At 56.5% G+C, this 19,874-nt stretch carries 17 protein-coding genes; 6 read left to right on the top strand and 11 right to left on the bottom strand.

Annotated elements, in window-relative coordinates; genetic code table 11:
* Positions 1–15: 15 nt before the first annotated feature.
* Positions 16–1,230, bottom strand: a complete 1,215-nt coding sequence (locus OGM81_09025) for an acetyl-CoA C-acetyltransferase (GenBank protein ID UYJ42481.1) — start codon at positions 1,228–1,230, stop codon at positions 16–18.
* A 100-nt stretch (positions 1,231–1,330) separates the two neighbouring features.
* Complete coding sequence (gene coaD / locus OGM81_09020; GenBank protein ID UYJ42480.1) at positions 1,331–1,819, bottom strand: pantetheine-phosphate adenylyltransferase; 489 nt, start codon at positions 1,817–1,819, stop codon at positions 1,331–1,333.
* An 831-nt stretch (positions 1,820–2,650) separates the two neighbouring features.
* On the opposite strand from coaD, the gene ptb reads away from it, so the two are divergent.
* Positions 2,651–3,559: a phosphate butyryltransferase gene (ptb, locus tag OGM81_09015; GenBank protein ID UYJ42479.1), complete on the top strand. Its 909-nt coding sequence runs from the start codon at positions 2,651–2,653 to the stop codon at positions 3,557–3,559.
* A gap of 22 nt (positions 3,560–3,581) precedes the next feature.
* Complete coding sequence (gene buk, locus OGM81_09010) at positions 3,582–4,649, top strand: butyrate kinase (GenBank protein UYJ42478.1); 1,068 nt, start codon at positions 3,582–3,584, stop codon at positions 4,647–4,649.
* Between the two features lie 61 nt (positions 4,650–4,710).
* On the opposite strand, the gene OGM81_09005 is transcribed toward buk, so the two are convergent.
* From OGM81_09005 to OGM81_08995, 3 genes are all read right to left on the bottom strand, one after another.
* Positions 4,711–5,841 carry a 3D domain-containing protein gene (locus OGM81_09005; GenBank protein UYJ42477.1) on the bottom strand — a complete coding sequence of 377 codons (1,131 nt, stop codon included), beginning with the start codon at positions 5,839–5,841 and terminating at the stop codon, positions 4,711–4,713.
* A 523-nt stretch (positions 5,842–6,364) separates the two neighbouring features.
* Positions 6,365–8,428: a hypothetical protein gene (locus OGM81_09000; protein ID UYJ42476.1), complete on the bottom strand. Its 2,064-nt coding sequence runs from the start codon at positions 8,426–8,428 to the stop codon at positions 6,365–6,367.
* A 50-nt stretch (positions 8,429–8,478) separates the two neighbouring features.
* Positions 8,479–8,859: a response regulator gene (locus OGM81_08995; GenBank protein ID UYJ42475.1), complete on the bottom strand. Its 381-nt coding sequence runs from the start codon at positions 8,857–8,859 to the stop codon at positions 8,479–8,481.
* A gap of 169 nt (positions 8,860–9,028) precedes the next feature.
* On the opposite strand from OGM81_08995, the gene OGM81_08990 reads away from it, so the two are divergent.
* From OGM81_08990 to OGM81_08975, 4 genes are all read left to right on the top strand, one after another.
* The gene (locus OGM81_08990) at positions 9,029–9,751 is read left to right on the top strand and encodes a LytTR family DNA-binding domain-containing protein (GenBank protein ID UYJ42474.1); all 723 of its coding nucleotides are present in this window, start codon (positions 9,029–9,031) and stop codon (positions 9,749–9,751) included.
* Positions 9,751–10,071 (top strand): hypothetical protein, encoded by a 321-nt coding sequence (locus OGM81_08985; protein UYJ42473.1) that lies wholly within the window; start codon positions 9,751–9,753, stop codon positions 10,069–10,071. The genes OGM81_08990 and OGM81_08985 overlap by 1 nt, the downstream gene beginning before the upstream one ends.
* A 227-nt stretch (positions 10,072–10,298) precedes the next feature.
* Positions 10,299–11,480, top strand: a complete 1,182-nt coding sequence (locus OGM81_08980; GenBank protein UYJ42472.1) for an IS110 family transposase — start codon at positions 10,299–10,301, stop codon at positions 11,478–11,480.
* Between the two features lie 147 nt (positions 11,481–11,627).
* Entirely contained in the window at positions 11,628–12,611 is a 984-nt protein-coding gene (locus OGM81_08975) for a GHKL domain-containing protein (GenBank protein ID UYJ42471.1), read from the top strand.
* Between the two features lie 218 nt (positions 12,612–12,829).
* On the opposite strand, the gene OGM81_08970 is transcribed toward OGM81_08975, so the two are convergent.
* The 6 genes from OGM81_08970 to OGM81_08945 form a co-directional block, all read right to left on the bottom strand.
* Positions 12,830–13,090, bottom strand: a complete 261-nt coding sequence (locus OGM81_08970) for a hypothetical protein (GenBank protein ID UYJ42470.1) — start codon at positions 13,088–13,090, stop codon at positions 12,830–12,832.
* Positions 13,091–13,441: 351 nt separating this feature from the next.
* Positions 13,442–13,840 carry a 30S ribosomal protein S9 gene (gene rpsI, locus OGM81_08965; protein UYJ42469.1) on the bottom strand — a complete coding sequence of 133 codons (399 nt, stop codon included), beginning with the start codon at positions 13,838–13,840 and terminating at the stop codon, positions 13,442–13,444.
* Positions 13,841–13,858: 18 nt separating this feature from the next.
* The gene (gene rplM / locus OGM81_08960; GenBank protein UYJ42468.1) at positions 13,859–14,290 is read right to left on the bottom strand and encodes a 50S ribosomal protein L13; all 432 of its coding nucleotides are present in this window, start codon (positions 14,288–14,290) and stop codon (positions 13,859–13,861) included.
* Positions 14,291–14,545: 255 nt separating this feature from the next.
* Positions 14,546–14,770, bottom strand: a complete 225-nt coding sequence (locus OGM81_08955) for an HPr family phosphocarrier protein (GenBank protein ID UYJ42467.1) — start codon at positions 14,768–14,770, stop codon at positions 14,546–14,548.
* 399 nt (positions 14,771–15,169) lie between these two features.
* Positions 15,170–17,332 carry an RNA-binding transcriptional accessory protein gene (locus OGM81_08950; protein ID UYJ42466.1) on the bottom strand — a complete coding sequence of 721 codons (2,163 nt, stop codon included), beginning with the start codon at positions 17,330–17,332 and terminating at the stop codon, positions 15,170–15,172.
* Between the two features lie 117 nt (positions 17,333–17,449).
* Positions 17,450–19,792 carry a YfhO family protein gene (locus OGM81_08945; GenBank protein ID UYJ42465.1) on the bottom strand — a complete coding sequence of 781 codons (2,343 nt, stop codon included), beginning with the start codon at positions 19,790–19,792 and terminating at the stop codon, positions 17,450–17,452.
* Positions 19,793–19,874: the final 82 nt, after the last annotated feature.

The following is a 19,874-nucleotide window of genomic DNA, read 5'->3' as shown; positions in this document are numbered from 1 at the left end:
AAACTCCTCCGATGATTACATTTCAACGATGGTGGCGCAGCCCATGCCGCCGCCGATGCACAGGGTAGCCAGGCCCTTATGAGCGCCGCGATGCTTCATGGCGTACAGCAGGGTGACGAGGATACGGGCACCGGAAGCACCAACGGGATGGCCCAGAGCGATAGCGCCGCCGTTGACGTTCAGCTTCTCCTGGTCGAAGTGCAGAGCCTGGCCAACAGCCACAGACTGAGCAGCGAAAGCCTCGTTGGCCTCGATCAGATCCATGTCGTCGACGGTCAGGCCGGTCTTGGCCATGACCTTCTTGGTGGCGGCGATGGGGCCCAGACCCATGACCTCGGGCTCAACACCAGCCAGAGCACCGGCAACCCAGGTGGCCAGAGGCTCAACGCCCAGCTCCTTGGCTTTCTCCTCGCTCATGATGACCAGAGCAGCAGCGCCGTCGTTGATGGCGGAGGAGTTAGCAGCGGTGACGATGCCGTCCTTCTTGAAGCAGGGCTTCAGCTTAGCCAGAACTTCCATGGAGCTCAGGCGAGGACCTTCATCGGTATCAAACACGGTGTCGCCCTTCTTGCCCTTGATGACAACGGGGACGATCTCATCCTTGAAAGCACCGTCGGCAATAGCCTTGGCAGCCTTTTCCTGAGAACGATAGGAGAAGGCATCCAGCTCCTCACGGGTGATGGGGTTGTAGCCGTACTTCTTCTGGTAGGTCTCGTTGGTGCAGACGTTCTCGGCGGTCATGCCCATGTGCATGTTGTAGCCGGTAGCATCCCACAGAGCATCGTTGACCATGGTGTCAACCAGCTCGCTCTTGCCCATGGGGGAACCCATGCGGTAGCCGTAGCGGCCCTTCATCATAGCGAAGGGAGCCATGTCCATGTTCTCCATACCGCCTGCAACGACGATGTCGGCATCGCCGGCCTCGATCATCTGGGCAGCCATGTTGACGCAGTTCAGACCAGAGCCGCAGACGACGTTGACGGTGACGGCGGGGGTCTCGATAGGCAGGCCGGCCTTCAGAGAAGCCTGACGAGCAACGTTCTGGCCCAGGCCAGCCTGGATGACGCAGCCCATGTAAACATGGTCGACCTGCTCCGGCTTGACATTGGCGCGGTTCAGAGCCTCTTTGATGACGATGGAGCCCAGCTCAGCAGCGGGGACATTGGCGAGGGTGCCGCCGAACTTGCCAATGGCAGTACGGCATGCGCTGGCGATGACGATCTTTTTCATAAGTAGCCTCCAAAAATGTTCTTTTCAAAGTAATCGGATAGACTATTGAGTAACTTGTTTATCTTCAAAGCCGATGTCCGGCTGTGAATACGATTTGGATTTAAAGCTCCCCTGCTTCGCGCTTGGCGATGAGGGCGGTCTCGACGTTGGACGGCACGAACTTGGAAACATCCTGGCCGTAGTGGGCTGCCTCCCGCACGATGGTGGAGGAAAGGTAGCTCCACTTGATGGCCGTTGCCAGGAAGACCGTTTCGATGCCGGGCGCCATGGCGAAGTTGGTGTGGGCCAGCTGGATCTCGTTTTCAAAGTCGGTCACCGCGCGCAGGCCGCGCACCATGACGGTGGCGTGTTTCTGTTTGGCGAAGCTGACGGTCAGGCCGTTGAAGGAATCCACTTCTACGTTGGGGATGTCCTTGCAGCATTCCCGTAGCATGGCAACGCGCTCCTCGACCGTAAACAAGGGCTGTTTGGCACTGTTGACCAGCACCGCAACGATGACCTTGTCGAACATACGGCTGGAGCGCTTGATAATATCCAGATGCCCGCGGGTGACGGGATCGAAACTGCCGGGATACATGGCAATGGGCATATTGGTTTGAACCTTTCGGAAACCGCCGTTCGATTGTTAAAAATTAAACATCTTCGGGCGGAAATTTAGGCACCTGCGCCGTGTCTGGTTGCAGATGTTGCCTGCTCAGGTGGGCGGCGGCCGGTGCCGCAGCAGTGGCGTGGCGGGTCTCGCCAAATTCACTACTATAGTTTTACCATCTTGTTAAGGTTTTGTCAATGCTTTATTCGTTAATTTTCAGACATATTTTGTCCTTTTCTTTTGGTAGGTGCGCTAAAGGCAGATGAGGTGGTTGTTATATTTAAATAGGTAGATGGGTCTGTTGCTTCCGTTTCCGCGCCACCTTGCGGCGCTTTACTCGTTTTAACGGTTTCCTGGCGTCGGGTGTTACTTTTGGAGACCCAAAAGGAAGGCTTAACGGCTGCCTGCCGCTATAAAAGGCCCTGTCGCGAGGTAGGCAGGGCCGCCGAAGCAGCCCCTTAAGGCAATACCGCATAATTCTAAGTGCCGATACGGCGAGCGAGGTGCGGCAACTGCTAAGCCAAAAGCGCAGATAATACTTTGTGTATTATCGAGCATTTTGGCAACGCTGATGCCGTGCCGCACACCGAGCCGCAGCGAGGCGCTTCGGAGCGCAACCGCCGCTTGCGGCGGCTCTTGGCGCGGAGATCCGCCGAAGCGGTGCTTAAGCCGTTAGGCGGGAATTGTGCGGTGGTGCCTTAAGACAAACGAGCGTCAAATCTTTCACATTATCCCCTTGACCCTGGGGCAACTATATGTTATTATTTTAACATGCGAGGGTTTGTGCCCTCCCACACATTTTGTGATGTAGAGTAAACGAGGTGCTGTAAAATGAATTTTGAGGACCTGATCGCTAAAGTAAAGACCTGCGGCAAGCAGAAGCTGGCCGTTGCCGCCGCCGAGGACGATGCCGTTCTGGAGGCCGTAGACGCTGCCCATAAACAGGGCATTGCCGATGCCATCCTGGTGGGCGATGAAGCCGCCATCCGCAAGATCGCCGGTGAGCTGAACATCGACCTGTCCGACTACGAAATCATCAACGAGCCCGACAAGGTCCAGGCTTCGCTGAAGGCCGTCAAGCTGGCCCACGACGGTGTGGCCAACATGTACATGAAGGGCCTGCTGGACACCAAGACCTTCCTGAAGAGCGTGCTGGATAAGGAAGTCGGCCTGCGCACCGGCCACACCCTGTCCCATGTCGCCGTGTTCGAGGTCAAGGGCATTGAGCAGCTGCTGTTCCTGACCGACGTTGCCTTTATGACCTATCCCACCCTGGAAGATAAAGTACATATCATCGAGAACACCGTCGCCGTGGCCCATGCCTGCGGCGTCGAGTGCCCGAAGGTCGCTCCCCTGGCCGCCGTTGAGGTCGTCAACCCCAAGATGCCCTGCACCGTGGATGCCGACGAGCTGCGCAAGATGAACGCCGAGGGCAAGATCACCGGCTGCGTCGTCGACGGCCCCCTGTCCATGGACATCGCCATCGATCCCGAAGCCGCCCACCACAAGGGTGCCCAGGACCGCCCGGCTGCCGGCCATGCCGACATCCTGCTGTTCCCCGACATCCAGGCCGGCAACCTCGTCTACAAGACGCTGGTCCACACCGCCGATTGCAAGAACGGCTGCATCCTGACCGGCACCAAGGTGCCCGCCATCCTGACCAGCCGCTCTGACTCCTTCCAGACGAAGGTCAACTCCATCGCCCTGGCCGCCGTTGTGGCCGCCGGCTTGGCTGAATAAGAAATAAAAGGAGACGTTTCAAATGTCTATTAAAACGCTGGTCATCAACCCGGGTTCTACCTCGACCAAGGTTGGTGTTTTTGAGGACGAGACCCTGCTGTTTGAGGAAACCCTGCGCCATCCCACGGAGGAGATCGCCAAGTACGCCAGTGTCATCGACCAGAAGGATTTCCGCAAGGCCATCATCCTGGACTTTTTGAAAGAGAAGAACTGCGCCCCCGAGAGCCTGAACGTCATCGTCGGCCGCGGCGGCCTGCTCAAGCCCATCCCCGGCGGCACCTACCCCGTCAGCGACGCTCTGCTGGCTGACCTGAAGGCCGGTGTCCAGGGCCAGCACGCTTCCAACCTGGGCGGCATCCTGGCCCGCGAGATCGGCGACAGCCTGGGCATCCCCAGCTACATCGTTGACCCCGTCGTTGTCGACGAGCTGACCAACAAGGCCCGCATCTCCGGCATGCCGGAACTGCCCCGCCGCTCCATCTTCCACGCCCTGAACCAGAAGGCCGTGGCCCGCCGCTTTGCCAAGGAGAACGGCAAGCGCTACGAGGATCTGAACCTTATCGTCATCCACATGGGCGGCGGCGTTTCTGTCGGTGCCCACAACCACGGCAAGGTCGTCGATGTCAACAACATTCTGGACGGCGAAGGCTGCTTCAGCCCCGAGCGCAGCGGCACCGTACCCGTTGGCGACCTGGTCAAGATGTGCTTCAGCGGCAAGTACACCCAGCAGGAAGTTTACAAGAAGATCTGTGGCAACGGCGGTTTCAACGGTTACCTGCACACCAACGATGCCCGTACCGTGGGCAAGATGGCCGACGAAGGCAACGCCGAGGCCAAGCTGGTCTGGGATGCCTTCTTCTACCAGATCGCCAAGGACGCCGGCGCTATGGCCGCTGTCCTGCATGGCCAGGTCGATCAGATCATCCTGACCGGCGGCATTGCTTACAACCCCAACACCGAGAAGTACCTGAAAGAGTACCTCGGCTTCATCGCTCCCATCACCGTTTATCCCGGCGAGGATGAGCTGCTGGCCCTGTGCCAGGGCGCCCTGCGCGTGATGACCGGAGAAGAGAAGCCCATGGCGTATTGATACCCGCCCCCTAAACAGCAGCAGCCTCTGCCCGAAAAGGCAGAGGCTGTTTTTTTGTGTTTTATCGGCCAACCGTGGTATCGGCTTCCAAAATTGCATCATTTTGTTCTTTGTACTTTGCGGCGGTCTCGTCGTCCAGCACATAGATCGTCACCGGGATGACAGCGTTATCCACCGACTCATCATAGGTCTCATAGTACAGATCGATGAACGCATGGCCGGTCATCATAGCCGTGCCGGTATCCGCAGCGTAGGCATAGCCATAGACGAATTTTCCATCGTCGCTGGTGATGTACATCAGGGAACCATACGGAATGATGCTGGGGTTGATGGCCACAGTGCCGTAGGTCAGGCGGCGGCCGCTGGCCCCCTTGGCACTGCCACTGGCCGAGTAGGCCGTGGCGCGCTGGCTGGTGTAGACGGCAGCGACACCTTCCACGGGCACGCCATCCTCGACCTCAGGGCCCACGAAGCTGGAGACAGACGCCTGTTCTCCATAGACTTTCTGGATGGTGGGGATCATGCCGATCTGGGTCTCGCGGCCGATCTCCTCGGTGTCGACCTGCTGGCCGTCCACCCAGGTCTCGCGGTAGGTTACAGTGTCCAGGCCATCTGTCCCCTGCTGGACCACCTGCACTTTGTCCTGTTTGCGGTAATACAGGCTGGTGGGGATCTCCTCCACCTCGCTGGGGACGGTCTCGTCCTCGGTGTACTCCACGTAGCTGACGCGCTGCAGGGTGACGCTGCCGCCCTCGGGGACGGTCTCATCGGCGGCGGGGGTCAGATAGTCCTCCTCGGTGTAGGTCAGGCCCGCCTGGGTCAGCAGGTCGCGGGTGGTCGCGCCGGTAGTGATGATCTCCTGGGTCTGGCCGTCCGCGGTGACCGGCACAGTGTAGGCCCGCAGCACCTGCATCAGCTCGCCGTCCGGTGTCTCCGAGGTGACGATGCGGTCGTTTTCCCCCAGCGGGGCCACGCCCGCCTGGGCCAGCACAGCGGCCTCGGTCTGGTTGACCGTCAGGATGCGGGTGTTGCCGCCGTGGGTGTCGGTAACGGTGACAAAATGCAGGGCAGAGGTCGTGAACATGATCACGCCCGCCAGTGCCACCGCGCCGCCCATCAGTGCGCCCCACTTAGGGCCAGCCAGTGCCATGCGGCGTCGGAAATGCTCTTTTGTTTTTACGGATAAAGGCATAAGGGCTCCTTTTGCACAAAAAGGCGCCGGCCCCGCAAAGGACCGACGCCGGAAATGCTGGTTATTTGCTGCCGCGCGGGACAGCGTAGTACAGGATTTCTTGCTTTGCGTTTCGGCTTGAAATAATAACACAAAATCGTGCATTTTGCAAGTCTTTTGACAAAACAGCCGCACATGTTACAAAAATGTGCGTCATCCCGGGCCGCTTTTGTGCTTGTTGCCCAGCCTTATGCGGGGCCGTGATGTAGCACAGCCAGACTGCGCCGCCCCCCTCCCCGTTGCCGTAGGCCTGGGCAATATCGATCGGCGGTAGCCGACGTTGATAGCGTTTCCTGCATATTTTATGTCATTTTTTCAGGCGGCAAGCGCAGCAAGGATATAAAGCAGCCCGATGTGCGTCGGGTAAAAGATCCAGCTTTACACCCCGTTTCTTTCATTATATCAGAAACGGGGGTGATTTTGTGGTTTTTTGACAGGCTGGGGAAGGCTCCGGCGCTTTTGGCACCGGAGCCTTCCTTGAGTCTTACTTTGCAAGTATAACGGAAATTTTGATCTCCTTTTCCGCCTCGCTCAGGTCGAACGCGCCGCCGTCCGCGACGCTCACACGCAGCTCATACAGTGTGCCGTCGGCCAGGGTATCCACGCTAGTCCCGGCTTCATCCGTGATCGTCCACAGCTCTTTGCTGACCTCCGCCAGCTTTCCGTCTGCACCGTAGGCATAGAGCTTCAAATCAGCGGCGCTTCCGGAAAGATTGTTCATCCGGAACGAGACCGTCGTGTTGGGGTGGACGTTTTCGACCGTCACAGTATTGCGCCAGCTCGCGACCGTACCTTCGCCGCCGGCTTGCTCAAACTGTTCCTGTGTCAGTACGTTCCGCGCGGCCTTATCGAGATCGACCTCTCGGTACGGCATTTCGGGCAGATAGACGAAGCGATCCTGTAATCTGAGCAGTTCCAGATAGCCCGTCGGGCAGTAGAGCGCGTTGCCGCTGTTTCCGGCATACATACCGATAGCCATGTTATTGTAGCCATATTTGTTGGAGACGTCCATGGTGAATACCGTCTCGCCGGTGGCAAAGTCCAGAATGATGTACTGCCACATGCCGCTTTCCAGATCCTGCACATAGCCGTAGATATAGCCCGTCGCGGTGGAGAGCTTGAGAATCGATGTATCGCTCAGGTCATTTCGAGACCAGATGCTCTTCATCTCATAGCCGCTATCGGTTTTCACGGTGTCCACGCGCTCGACGCCGGGCGCGATCATGCAGTTGCCCTTTGTCAGCCAGTTTGTGTCATAGATGTTGGCATAGCTCTGGATGGAAGAGTCACTGTTGGGATCGGCAAGGCCTGCGCTGCCTGCGCCGAACCAGTTGCACACAATAGTGCTGACGGTGCCCTCACTGTCGTCGTAGACGATGGCAGAGTTTTCAATCGCCACCTGATAGCCCTCGGGCAGATCATCCAGCACCGGCACGCTTGCAACGATCTCACCGGTCTTCATATCGAGCGCCAGCAGCTTGACTGGATCCGCGTTGTCGGTGAACATCACAAAATCCGGCGTCAGCGACGGGGAGCAGCCGCCGCCCCAGGCAAGACCGCCGCCGGTGGTCTTGTCGTTTTCGCCGCTGACCTTCGCGCCGACGCTCTCATACGGTGTGCACCAGACAGCCTCGACACCGTTATTGGCACGCAGCAGATAGCAGTTCTGGTTTGTCAGGATGACCGCGCCGTCCTTGGAGGCGGCAATCCCGTTTTCCGCGCCCTCGCCGAGCGCCAGCCCGTAGACGAAGACGGCCTTCGAAAGGTCAGCCTGCTCTCCGTTCAGGATCGCCTCGATCGCCGAGTGGGCGATATAGCCCATCACGCCCTGCTGCTGGCGCTCCGGGTAGATGCGGAAGCCGCCGGTGGCAAACCAGAGGTTTCCTTCGTAGTCAAAGACCACGGACAGAAGGTTCTGCGTCAGCTCCTTGCCGAGCGCAGCTTCAGCTGCCGCCTTGATGTCAATGTCCAGTACCTTTTCAAATTCAGGCAGGACGTTTCCTGCTTCATCGGTTGCCCGCAGCATCAGCACATGGTTGTTGCTGGTGGGGCAGACGATGCGGTTTTCCGAGTCCAGGAACGTATAGGAGCTCTGGATGACGTAACCGCCGCCGTCATGCTGCTTTGGAGAGAAATAGCCCAGCGTCGTGGTTTCCTCCGCGTTCAGATCGCGGATGGCGATGCCGCCGAGCAGCGGAACGACTGCGTGGCCATAGCTGTCAAAGTAAATGGCAGGCGAAGCGTTCGCGTTGGTTCTTTCATAGGAAACATTGATCTCCGGATAGATGCCAAGCGGCAGGACTTCATCCGTAGAGTCGGTATTGTAGCCGTCGTGGTGAATGTTGGCGTCGCTCTTTGCCATATAAGGGTTTTCGTCAACACGTTTGGCATTCATGGCCTTTACCGGCAGGGCAGCGCTTACCGTGGAGTCTGTATCCGATGCAGGCATGTCGGAAGGCTGCTTCGCACCGCAGGCCGCCAATGTCAGGCACAACACGCCGGCCAGCAGAAGGGTTGGTACAGAACATTGTAACTTTTTCTTTTTCATTGATTTCCTCCATTTTTGTGCTTGTTGTCTCGGTTTGGTTCGATGCCCGTTTATTCAATCCAGGCATTCAGTCCTTGCCGGAATGCTTCTTCGGAAACCGGCTTCATCAGGAAATAGTCGGCCCGCAGCCGGAAGGCGTGAAGAGAGAAATCCAGGTCACTGCACCAGATCATCCGGCACGCGGGGCATAAGGAACGAAGGTGCTCCGCCGCATTCAACCCGGCCACCCCGGAAAGTGCAATGACGGCATTGGTCGGAGCATCTTTCTGCGCCGTTTCAAAAAAACGTTCCTGATCGTCATATTGCATGACCTGCGGAAACAGCCCCTTCGCTTCACAAAACCGGGTAATTTGCTCGGCGTAGCGCTGCCGCTCTGCTTCCTGTTCTGCCAGCACGGCGATACGATACACAGATCTCCCTCCTTCCTTCATCCGATTCGGCATCTTGCTTGCATTCAGTATAAAAAGGCCATTCGGTTTTTTCAAGCGCCGTAGCACGAAAGGGGTGATTTTGGCACGAATTCCGACAGCGGTTCTTTGTCATCCTCGACACGCTGTGATATAATTATCTTGGAATTCAAGGACAAGGAGAGAACCCTGCATGAGAATTGCGATTGTGGATGATCTTGCTGCGGAACGTGCACTGCTGAAAGACCGGCTGGAGCAGCAGCTTCACCGGAGAAATGTGCAGGCGGATATTCTGGAATACGAAAGCGGCGAGACATTTCTGGAAGCGGCAAGGAAAGCGCCCTTTACTGCCGCATTTCTGGATATTTATATGGATGGCATGACGGGCATGGAGGCGGCAAAGAAGCTACGGAAAACCAACACGGACTGCCTGCTGGTTTTTACCACGACTTCCACCGACCATGCGCTGGAGGGCTTTCAGGTACGGGCGCTACACTATCTGGTCAAGCCCTTTACCGAAGCGGACATCGATGCGCTGACGGACGAGCTGCTTGCCCGCATACCGCAGCCGGACAAATATATAGAGCTAAAGGTGGAGGGAAGCGAGATCCATCTGCGCTATCAGGACATCGTCTACGCAGAACACTTCGCCCACTTGATCTACGTCCATACGACGGTTCAAAAGACGCTTGCCACACGCCAACCCTTCAAGACTTTCATCGCCCCACTAAAGGATGACACACGCTTTTTTGTGTGTGGGCGCGGCGTGATCGTGAATCTGGAACACGCGAAGGATCTGGAAGGCGCCGCCTTCCGCATGGCGGACGGAAGCCGCGTGTTTGTCAGTCAGGACCTTCTGAAAAGTGCCCGGCAGGCGCTTATGGAGTTTTTGCTTCAAAGGAGGCGGATGGCATAATGGAGCTGCTGCGTCCAATTCTGGAGCTCGGCGTGGTGATTCCCGGCATGCTGCTTGCCTACTTCCCGGCAAAATCCAGCTTAAAGCAGCCGCTGTCAAAGCTTGTTTTGTGGCTTGTTCCGCTGCTTGCGCTACTTTGCGCCGCCGGAGGCGTGGTGTGTTATGCGCGCCGCATGCCGACTGCGCCGATGCTTGTAGGCCTAACCTTGCTTGCGGTCGTGATCTACATAAAAACGCTCCGGATTTCGCTTTGGAAATCCGGAACGATTGCGTTGTCTGTCTGTGCGGTATTTGCCTGTATCAACAGCCTTGTATTATAAAATAGTAGTTTTTAAAGTCCCTCTCCAAGGACTGTGCTACACTGTAAGGGATGCTGTAGATTGGTTATCAGCTCCTACCGCAAGACGGTTCTTGAAAGGCTCCAACCACAGCTCTTTACAGTATTGTTGATCAGTTAGATACCGCCAGACGGTTTATGTAGAACAAGGTTACAAGAGTAAAGTGTTCTGTGGAATCAGCATCAAATAAACACAGCGGAGGTATTCTCATGGTTTGCGTTGGAATTGACGTTGCAAAGGACAAGCACGATTGCTTCATCCTCAGTTCAGAGGGCGAAGTTCTAGCGGATGTATTCACCATCCAGAACAATGCAGAGGGCTTCAACACACTCTTGCAGACGATTAGTTGCTGTACCAACCCAAAGGATAAAATAAAAGTAGGACTTGAGGCTACCGGACACTACAGCTACAACATCCTCGGATTTCTGCTTGATAAAGGCCTGCCAACCTATGTCATCAATCCGCTGCACACCAACCTCTACCGGAAAAGCCTGAGCCTTCGCAAAACCAAGACTGACCGTGTCGATGCGCGAACCATTGCAGCTATGCTCTTGTCTGATGTGGACCTCAAGTCCTACACAGACACAGCATACCACAACGAGGAGTTAAAGTCACTCACAAGATACCGGTTTGACAAAGTCCGCGAGAGAGCGAAGCTGAAGCAGTCCGTTTCTCGGTTGGTCACAATTCTGTTCCCAGAGCTTGAAAAGTTGGTGCCGACATTGCACATGGCGTCAGTTTACGCACTTCTCAGCGAGTTTCCTGGCGCCAAACAGGTTGCCGAAGCGCACCTGACGCATTTGAAAGCCGTCTTACACGACGCCTCCAAAGGCCGCTACGGGCGAGACATGGCAGTAACACTTCGGGATGCCGCCAGATGTTCTGTCGGCTCTGTCATGCCGGCCAAGTCCCTAGAACTGCGGCATACGATTCGCCTGATCCGCGAACTGGATTCCGAAATTCAGGACATTGAAGCTGCCATCCAGACGATGATAGAGGAAATCGCTTCTCCCATTACTACCATTCCGGGCATCGGCGTTCGGATGGGCGCAATGATTCTGGCTGAGATTGGGGACTTCTCCCGGTTCGATTCACCGGACAAAATCCTTGCCTACGCCGGGATGTCGCCATCTACCTACCAATCTGGGCAGATGTCACTCACAGGCGCATATTCCCACATGGAAAAACGAGGTTCCCGATACCTGCGCTACGCTCTTTACAATGCCACGAAATACGTCTGCCATTGGGACCCAATCTTCTCTGCCTATCTTGCCAAGAAGCGGGCTGAGGGCAAGCACTACAATGTTGCGCTCTCCCATGCGGCCAAGAAGTTGGTTCGGTTGATTTATGCCTTAGAGAAGTCCAGGCTACCCTACAGCAGCGCTGCATAAGTCCTTTATTCTCATAGGCTCAAGCAGGCGTCCAACAGGGCGTCAGCTTTGTTATACTCTTTTTTGACCGCCTACATTTTCCTCACCTTTCCACTCATTTCGGCTTGACTTTTAATAGTTAGTCTTTCAAGAGCGATCAACGCCGCTATGCTGGCCGGTTTGCCGCAGGCGCAGGCTGCGCCATGGTTCTGTCTGCGGGCCGTGATTTGCTATCATGCGATCTGCTGGCTGTTTGCCGCCATCGCCTATTATCCTGCGACGCACAGCGTGCGGAGGATGGTCGAGGACGAAAATTTTGCGCAGACCTGGTATGTGTTCTGGGTGCTGCCGCTGGTGTTCATTGCGCTGAATCTGTTTATGATCCCCAAGTATGCGGACACGCTCTATACCGGGCGTGTTTTGCAGGGGTATTTTGTGATCAGCATCGCACTTTTGTTTTTGATGCTTTTCTTCACCGCAATCTTCCTTCTGATGGCGATCAGCATCAACCGGAATGTGAGATTGCGGCAGGAGAACCAGCTGCTTTCCATGCAGCAGCAGCGCTACGAAAGCCTGAAAGCTGCCATTGAGGAAGCACGGCAGGCGCGGCACGATCTGCGCCACCAACTATGTCAGCTCGCTGCCCTTGCAGAAGAAGGGAATCTTGAAAAGATCAAAGCCTATCTTTCCGGCGCAGTTTCTAGAATTCCGAGTCTGGAGCTGCATTTCTGTGAAAACCGGGCGGCAGACGGCGTGGTCGGGTATTACTGCGCACTTGCGAAGCGGGAGCAGATCCCATTTTCCGTGCAGCTCGATCTGCCGGAATGTCTTCCTGTAGACGAAATCAATCTGTGTCTGGTTCTCTCTAATCTGCTGGAAAATGCCCTGGAAGCCAGCCTGCGTACTGCACCTGCCAGACGCAGAATCGAGCTGACCGCCTATCTGCATGGCAACAATCTGGCACTGATTCAGGTTGAAAACACCTATGACGGAGTTATCCGGGAAAAAGACGGGATATTCCAGTCCTCCAAGCGAAAAGGAGAAGGTGTTGGTATCCAGTCCGTCCGCCATATCGCAGAAAAATCTGGTGGAGTAAGTACAATTACCTATCAGGACGGCCTGTTCTGCGCAAAGGTCATGCTCTGCGGATAATTATGCCCTGCCTTTCCAAAACGGCACGGCCACAGATTTCAGCAGTCTCGCTTCCGGCAATCCCTGTATGTACCGGATCGTCGTTTTTGCAAAGATGTTGGACTTCATCGTGTCCCAATCTGCCAGTTTTACTATCTCGGCTGTGCCGTTCTCAAAGTCAAACCGCAGCTCACCCCATTCACCGTCGTTGTCCGCCTGATACAGGTAGACAGCGGCGGCTATTTTTTGTTCTTCTTGCGGCGCTCGGTCTGTTTCAGCGTCACGGCATGGACTACACTGCTTTCCAGCAGCTTCAGCCGAAGCTTGTCCAGTGTGCGCCGGTAGAATCGCTCCGCACCGCCGGCTGTCGTTCCTTCAAAATCCACCGCTAAATCTTCAAAGGTGGACTGCGTGGACAAGGGGCTGACGCGCCCGCAGGTCATGCAGATGGCATTCCGCTTTTCCAGATACCATTGCTCTTTGTAAAATGAAAAAAGCACCCAGTTATTTGTCACTGAGTGCCTGCATTAGAATCGTATTTAATTGTTCAGATTTGGTCAGATTATGCCAAACCCTCCAGCGAAAAATCCGGTGTCTGAGAGTGCCAAAATCACCCTCAAAAATACCCCCGAAATTGCTCTCTGGTTGTCCTATTTTTTAACCACTAAGACCGTTTTTTGACCCCATTTTTGGCGGTTGTCCTATATTTAACCACTAAAAATTGGGTGAAAACGGCTCTCGTTTTGCCAAATTTGGTCAAACTATATCAGCCCATTTAGGTATAAGAAAACCCCGGAAAACCTTGATTTTCCGGGGTTTTTGAACTATTTTGATATAGTCTGAGCAGTCGATTATCGCTTGCTGAACTGCGGAGCGCGACGTGCTGCTTTGAGACCGTACTTCTTACGTTCCTTCATACGAGGATCGCGAGTCAGGAAGCCAGCCTTCTTCAGAGCCGGGCGCAGCTCAGGGTTGAACTGCAGCAGGGCGCGGGACAGGCCGTGGCGGATAGCGCCAGCCTGGCCAGCACAGCCACCGCCAACAACGTTGACAACGACGTCAAACTTGCCCTCGTTCTCAGTCAGAACCAGGGGGCTGTTGACGAGCAGCTTCAGGGTCTCGAGGCCAAAGTAATCGTTGATATCGCGGCCGTTGATGGTGACCTTGCCGGTACCATTGTAAACGCGAACGCGGGCAACGGAATGCTTACGACGGCCAGTGCCGTAGAAATAAGGTTTCGTCTCGTACATATTCTATTGCCTCCTTACTTAAATCTCAACAGCTTCGGGCTTCTGGGCAGCATTTGCGTGGTCAGCAGCCTTGTAGCAGTGCAGGCGGGTCATAGCCTTGGTGCCGATGGTGTTAGAGGGAACCATGCCCTTGACAGCGTAGGTCATAGCCTTGTCGCTGTTCTCAGCCATCAGGGTCTTGTACTGGGTCTCCTTCAGGCCGCCGATCCAGCCGGAGTGAGTGCGATGGAACTTCTTCTCCATCTTCTTGCCGGTCAGGACAGCCTGGTCGCAGTTGATGATGATGACATGGTCACCACAGTCAACGTTAGGAGTAAAGGTGGTCTTGTTCTTACCGCGCAGGATGACAGCAGCCTTGGCAGCAACGCGGCCGAGGGGTTTGCCGGCGGCGTCGATCACATACCACTTGCGGTCAGCCATTTCAGCGGGCTTAGCGAGAGTCGTGCTCATAGTAGGAACCTCCATTGAAGAATTAACACGTCCGTCTTATAACGGTATTTAACAGCGCCTTGGCGGCGCTTTTTCGCGCAAGTGTGATTATAGCAGAATTGGGCGGCAGAGTCAACGGTTTTTCGCAAGAATTTTAATTTATTCCCGGCATACTCGCGAATTCTCGCAAATGCTCTTGTTTTCTCTCGTTTTCTAACATGCTATTTTTCGTATAAAAACGCCCCCAGCCTGGCGGCTGAGGGCGCTTTCCTTATTTTACTGTTTCAGCGCGTTGACAACGCTGTTCAGATCGTGCTCGTTCTCGCAGACGATCTTGACGGGGTGGCTGTAATCCAGGCTCATCATGCCCAGGATGCTCTTGGCATCGGCAATGCTGCCCTTCATATCGTGAACTCCGACATCGTTATAGCACTTGGCGGCAGCAGACACGATCCCCTTTACCTCAGTAAAATTGGAAACCTTGACTTGTTTCACCATCATAATGACCTCCAAACATAAATCCCCACCGCACCCATCATGGCGCGGCGGTAAGGGCGCCCGGCTGGGTATCCAGCTCGGTTCTCTCGTCCTTGCATTGTGCATTATAGCATAATTGTTCCCGTTTGGTTTGTGTAATATGCACAAAGCCGCTTTTTTCCATTTCCTGCACAGAAACGTCAAATCTTCATTTTGTGGTTTTGGTGACTTTGCTACAGTTTTAACAGATTTGCCGCTATGTTTACACGGTTTTTATGTTTTTACACATCTACTTTTATAGTTTTACAATATTTTCGCTTATTTTTGCGCAGTTTGTTTGCTGTTCGGCACAACAAACAGGCGGCAGATTTTTCTGCATTGCAACAGATGTACAAATTTTTAGTTTCTTTTCCATGCAAAGGGTCAATGCAGGCCCTTCATCGTCAGGGCAATGCGCTTTTTGGCGGTATCCACGTTTAAAACCTTCACTCTGACAATATCGCCCACCTTCAGCACCTCGCTGGGATGCTTGATGAACTTATCGCTGATCTGGGAGACATGCACAAGGCCGTCCTGGTGCACGCCCAAATCAACGAACGCACCGAAGTCGATGACATTGCGCACGGTGCCGGTCAGCTCCATGCCGGGCTTGAGATCTTCCAGGCTCATGACATCGCTGCGCAGCAGGGGCTTGGGCAGGCTGTCGCGTACGTCGCGGCCCGGCTTACACAGCTCGGCCACGATGTCGTTCAGCGTCGGCTCGCCAATGCCCAGCGTCTCACACAGGTTCTTGGTGCCCTTAGCCTTGACAGCGGCAGGCAAACCCGCCAGTTTGTCGCTGCCGATCTCGGCAGTGGTGTAGCCGCAGGCATCCAGCAGGGCCTTGGCGGCGGGGTAGCTTTCGGGGTGGACAGCGGTGGCATCCAGGCGGTTCTTGGCCTCGGGCAGGCGCAGGAAGCCCGCGCACTGCTCATAGGCTTTGGGGCCGAGGCCCTTGACCTTTTTCAGCTGGGCACGGGAGGTGAAAGCCCCCTCCTCCTCACGCCAGGCGACGATATTTTTGGCCGTGGCAGCGCTGACGCCCGCCACACGGCGCAGCAGCGGCGCACTGGCGGTGTTCAGGTCAACGCCCACCGAGTTAACACAGTCCTCCACCACGCCGTCCAGCGTCTCGTTCAGGCGCTTTTGGGGCATATCGTGCTGGTACTGGCCCACGCCGACTGCCTTGGGGTCGATTTTGACCAGCTCGGCCAGCGGGTCCTGCAAACGGCGAGCGATAGACACCGCACTGCGCAGGTTGACATCGTACTGGGGGAACTCCTCGGCAGCCAGCTTGCTGGCAGAGTAGACCGACGCGCCTGCCTCGCTGACGACCATGTACTGCAAGTGCAGATTTTTCTCGTCGTCCAGTTCCCGGATGACCTGGGCGGCGAATTCCTCGGTCTCGTGGCCGGCGGTGCCGTTGCCGATGGCCATGACCTCAACGCCGTTTTTGAGAACCATCGATTTGATGGTCTTTTTTGCCTGGTCAACGCGCTTGAACTCCGGCACAGGGTATACCACGTTGGTATCCAGCACCTTGCCGGTGGGGTCGACGACGGCCACCTTGCAGCCCATGCGGTAGCCGGGGTCCAGACCCATGACGGTTTTGCCGCGGATGGGCGGCTGGAGCAGCAACTGGCGCAGGTTGTCGCCAAAGACATGGATGGCACCCTCAGCAGCGGCGTCCGAAAGTTCACCCCGCAGTTCGTTTTCCAGGCTGGGGTGGATCAGGCGGCTGTAGGCATCCAGAGCGGCTTCTTCCACCAGCTGGGCGCTGGCACCGCCGGTCTTTTTGCGGGCGAACATCCAGGCCACGATGCCCCCGGCACGCTCGGCATCCACCTGAATACTGACTTTCAAAAAGCCTTCCCGCTCGCCGCGGTCCAGGGCCAGCACGCGGTGACCGGGAATCTTGTTCAGCGGCTCGGCGTAGTCGTAATACTGAGCGTAGACGCTGTCCTCATCCTTGGCCTTGACGCTGGTGATGCGGCCGAAGGCGCGGTAGTAGCGACGCAATTCGGCGCGGCAGGCGGCATCGTCAGAAACAGCCTCGGCGATGATGTCCTTGGCACCGGCCAGCGCAGCGGCGGCATCGGGGACTTCCTCGTTGATATAGTCCGCCGCTGCAGCGTTGGGGTCAAAGGCAGCGTCCTGCTTGAGCAGCGCATCGGCCAGGGGTTGCAGCCCGCGAGCCTTGGCGATGCTGGCGCGGGTCTTGCGCTTGGGCTTGTAGGGGCGGTAAAGGTCCTCGACCTCGGCCAGCGTCTTGGCCTTGGAGAGGGCGGCAGTCAGTTCGGGGGTCATGGCGCCCTGCTCGGTGATGGAGGAAGTGACCTCCTCCTTGCGCTTATCCAGGCCGCGCAGGTATTCCAGGCGGTCACCCAGGTCACGCAGCACCTGGTCGTCCATCGAGCCGGTGACCTCCTTGCGGTAGCGGGCGATAAACGGGATAGTATTGCCCTGGTCGATCAGGTCGATCGCACCCTGGACATTTTTAGCAGAAAGATTCAATTCGGCAGCAAGCTGCTGTGCATAATCAGACATGGGATACTCACTTTCAATTTTATAGGATCGGATAAGAAATTGGCTACCTGCCTGCAGGGGCGGATGCTTGCAACGGCCCCTACACGAGCGTTCAATAATATCATAGGAACCGGCAAATTACAGGCATTTTTTCCTTTTCAACACCACTAAATAAGCCCCATACACCGCCAGCGCAGCCAGGCTGATGATGGTGCCGGTGCGCAGGCCGGGGGTGTGGTAGGTGCAGGTGATGCTGGTCTGCCCCGCCGGGACGCGCAGGGCCATCAGGCCGTTATCGACCTTTTCGATTTTGGCCGGTTCCCCGTTGATGGCGGCGGTAAAGCCGTCGTCGTAGGGCACACTGAAAAACACCAGCCGGTCGGTGTCGTAGTCCGTCTCGGCAGTAAAGCCGGTGCGGGTGGCGGTAAAGTTTTCCACGGCCTCGGCACGGCAGGCGGTGCAATCCTCGGCGTAGGTGTCCTGCGTGCAGTTGGTCAGCCTGTCGTCCGGGATAGGCTGCAGCAGGTCGCCATAGGCGGCGATCTGGTCCTCGTCCAGTAACACCGCCCGCAACAATATCTGGGCGCGGCTGTCCTCGCCTACCTGGTCCAGCTGATCGGCGGTGACATAATACTGCTGGGCAAAACCCATGGGCACCCAGTTTTTGTTCTCGTAGATCTGGTAGGCGCTGGTGCTGCCTACCAGGTCCCAGCCGTCCATGTCCTCGCCCTGCCAGTTGCTATCGGCATCCTTAGCCACCAGCGTGTACCGCACGCTGAGCAGCCCGCGCAGAGCATAGTTTTGGACCTCCGGCTTGGAGTTGACGTCCCGCTTGACGCCCACTTCCGGATAAAACTCCATGATGCTGGGGGCAACCGTGGAATTGAAAAACTGCAAACAGCTTTTGTCAAACCACAGGCCCAGATTGTTGTGGGCGCCGTAGGCATCGATGCGGTAGAACGCATCGTCCGGCAGGGCTTCCTTGATCTCCTGCACAGAATCATACGTTTCCGCGATCAGGTCGCTGTCGGTATCCCACTGGGCGTACTTGGTCAACGAAAGGTGCACGCTGCCATAGACAAAGCTGAACACCAGCACGGCGGCCAGCATTACGGTAGGCCAACGCTGGCGATCCCGGAAGAAGTGCCACAGCACGCCGAAGATCACCAATCCCAGCACCGATACGCCCAGGATGGCCCAGAAGCGGGCGGGTTCCTCGGTGACGCCGAGGGTGGTCACGCCGTCATCATCGGTATAGGGCACCAGGCCGAACGCCGCCGCCGAGAGAGTAACGGCCAGCGTCAAACCCCAGGCGCGGGGCAGTTCCCTCCGGGCCAGGTGGGGCCGTGCCAGCAGCGACGCTGTGGCCCCGCACAGCACCAGCACCGGCATGTAGTACCACCGGGCGTAGTAGCTGGAATTGAGGGCATAGAACAGGCTGTTAAGGATGGGCACAAAGGCGCAGACCACGCACACCTTTAAAATGTAGGTGAACGGGTGGCTGCGCCGCCCGCGGCAGAACGCCAGCCCGCCCGCAATGCCCACCACCGGCAGGTAGGCCGTCATGCTGGTATGTTTGAGGATGCCTTCGCTGAACATATCCTTAAAGTAGGGGGCGTCGGGCATCAAAAAGGCGCTGTAAAAAATGGCCCCGTACTGCTGGGCCTTGCCGTAGACCAGGTAGCCCATGCCGTTGAATGGGTCGATGGTGCGTGGGTTTTGCAGCAGTGACAGCCCGGCAGGAAGCAGCAGCACGCAGCCCATGGCACAGCCCAGCAGGGTCTCCCCTGCCAGCAATGCAAACTTGCGGGGGCCGATTTTGTAGGCATGCCCCGCCAGCATGCAGAAAAAGTAGATGATGAGAAAGACCGCCTGCCCGGCAAAGAAAAAGTAGTTGTTGAGCAGATTCACCGCCACCCAGAACGGGAAGCGACCTTTTCTGCCATCGATGACCGCATCATCCAGCGCCGCCAGCATGTATGGAAACAGCGCCACAACGTCCAAAAAGTGGTTGAAGAAGATGTTGTACACCGTAAAGCCGGAGAAGGCATACAGGCAGCCGGCCAGCATGCTCCAATCCTCGTCCCGCACCCAGCGGCGCGCCCAAAGGTAGCCGCCGCCCCCGGCCAGGGCGATTTTCAGGCAGAGCAGCGGCACCATCATCCACGGCATGAACCGCGCGGGCACCAGCAGCGTCAGCCAGAAAAACGGGCTGCCCAGCAGGTAGAACGAGTAGGAATTGACAAACCCGCTGCCCAGATCGGTAGCCCAACTGAAGCTGCCCCCCTGCTTGATGAAGCTGTTGGCGTACTGGTAAAAGTTGATCTGCTGGTCATTGAAATCGCCCGCGTAATGGAAGTACCCGCCGCCTGCGACGGCATCCACCAGGCAGTGGGGCGCAAACAGGGCGGCCGCCGCCAGCAGGCAGAGCCAGAACACCTGACAGTATCTTGTTTTTTTGCCGGGAAGCTGCAATTTCATAACAAACCCCGCTGAAAGTCCGAACCATGGGACTTTGTTTTTGGTAAAATCATGGTATACTGATAGTAACACCACAGAGAGG

The organism is Oscillospiraceae bacterium, from assembly GCA_025758045.1.
Lineage (GTDB): Bacteria > Bacillota > Clostridia > Oscillospirales > Ruminococcaceae > Gemmiger.
The sequence above is the reverse complement of the archived record's forward strand: the minus strand, read 5'-3'. Positions and strand labels throughout refer to the sequence as shown.

Coding starts and splice junctions, on each gene's coding strand:
- OGM81_08995 (UYJ42475.1), bottom strand. CDS start 8,859: ATGAAGGAAGGAGGGAGATCTGTGTATCGTATCGCCGTGCTGGCAGAA.
- rpsI (UYJ42469.1), bottom strand. CDS start 13,840: ATGTACGAGACGAAACCTTATTTCTACGGCACTGGCCGTCGTAAGCAT.
- OGM81_08945 (UYJ42465.1), bottom strand. CDS start 19,792: ATGAAATTGCAGCTTCCCGGCAAAAAAACAAGATACTGTCAGGTGTTC.
- OGM81_08990 (UYJ42474.1), top strand. CDS start 9,029: ATGAGAATTGCGATTGTGGATGATCTTGCTGCGGAACGTGCACTGCTG.
- OGM81_09000 (UYJ42476.1), bottom strand. CDS start 8,428: ATGAAAAAGAAAAAGTTACAATGTTCTGTACCAACCCTTCTGCTGGCC.
- OGM81_08950 (UYJ42466.1), bottom strand. CDS start 17,332: ATGTCTGATTATGCACAGCAGCTTGCTGCCGAATTGAATCTTTCTGCT.
- OGM81_09005 (UYJ42477.1), bottom strand. CDS start 5,841: ATGCCTTTATCCGTAAAAACAAAAGAGCATTTCCGACGCCGCATGGCA.
- OGM81_09025 (UYJ42481.1), bottom strand. CDS start 1,230: ATGAAAAAGATCGTCATCGCCAGCGCATGCCGTACTGCCATTGGCAAG.
- OGM81_08975 (UYJ42471.1), top strand. CDS start 11,628: ATGCTGGCCGGTTTGCCGCAGGCGCAGGCTGCGCCATGGTTCTGTCTG.
- OGM81_08985 (UYJ42473.1), top strand. CDS start 9,751: ATGGAGCTGCTGCGTCCAATTCTGGAGCTCGGCGTGGTGATTCCCGGC.
- coaD (UYJ42480.1), bottom strand. CDS start 1,819: ATGCCCATTGCCATGTATCCCGGCAGTTTCGATCCCGTCACCCGCGGG.
- OGM81_08955 (UYJ42467.1), bottom strand. CDS start 14,770: ATGATGGTGAAACAAGTCAAGGTTTCCAATTTTACTGAGGTAAAGGGG.
- ptb (UYJ42479.1), top strand. CDS start 2,651: ATGAATTTTGAGGACCTGATCGCTAAAGTAAAGACCTGCGGCAAGCAG.
- rplM (UYJ42468.1), bottom strand. CDS start 14,290: ATGAGCACGACTCTCGCTAAGCCCGCTGAAATGGCTGACCGCAAGTGG.
- OGM81_08980 (UYJ42472.1), top strand. CDS start 10,299: ATGGTTTGCGTTGGAATTGACGTTGCAAAGGACAAGCACGATTGCTTC.
- buk (UYJ42478.1), top strand. CDS start 3,582: ATGTCTATTAAAACGCTGGTCATCAACCCGGGTTCTACCTCGACCAAG.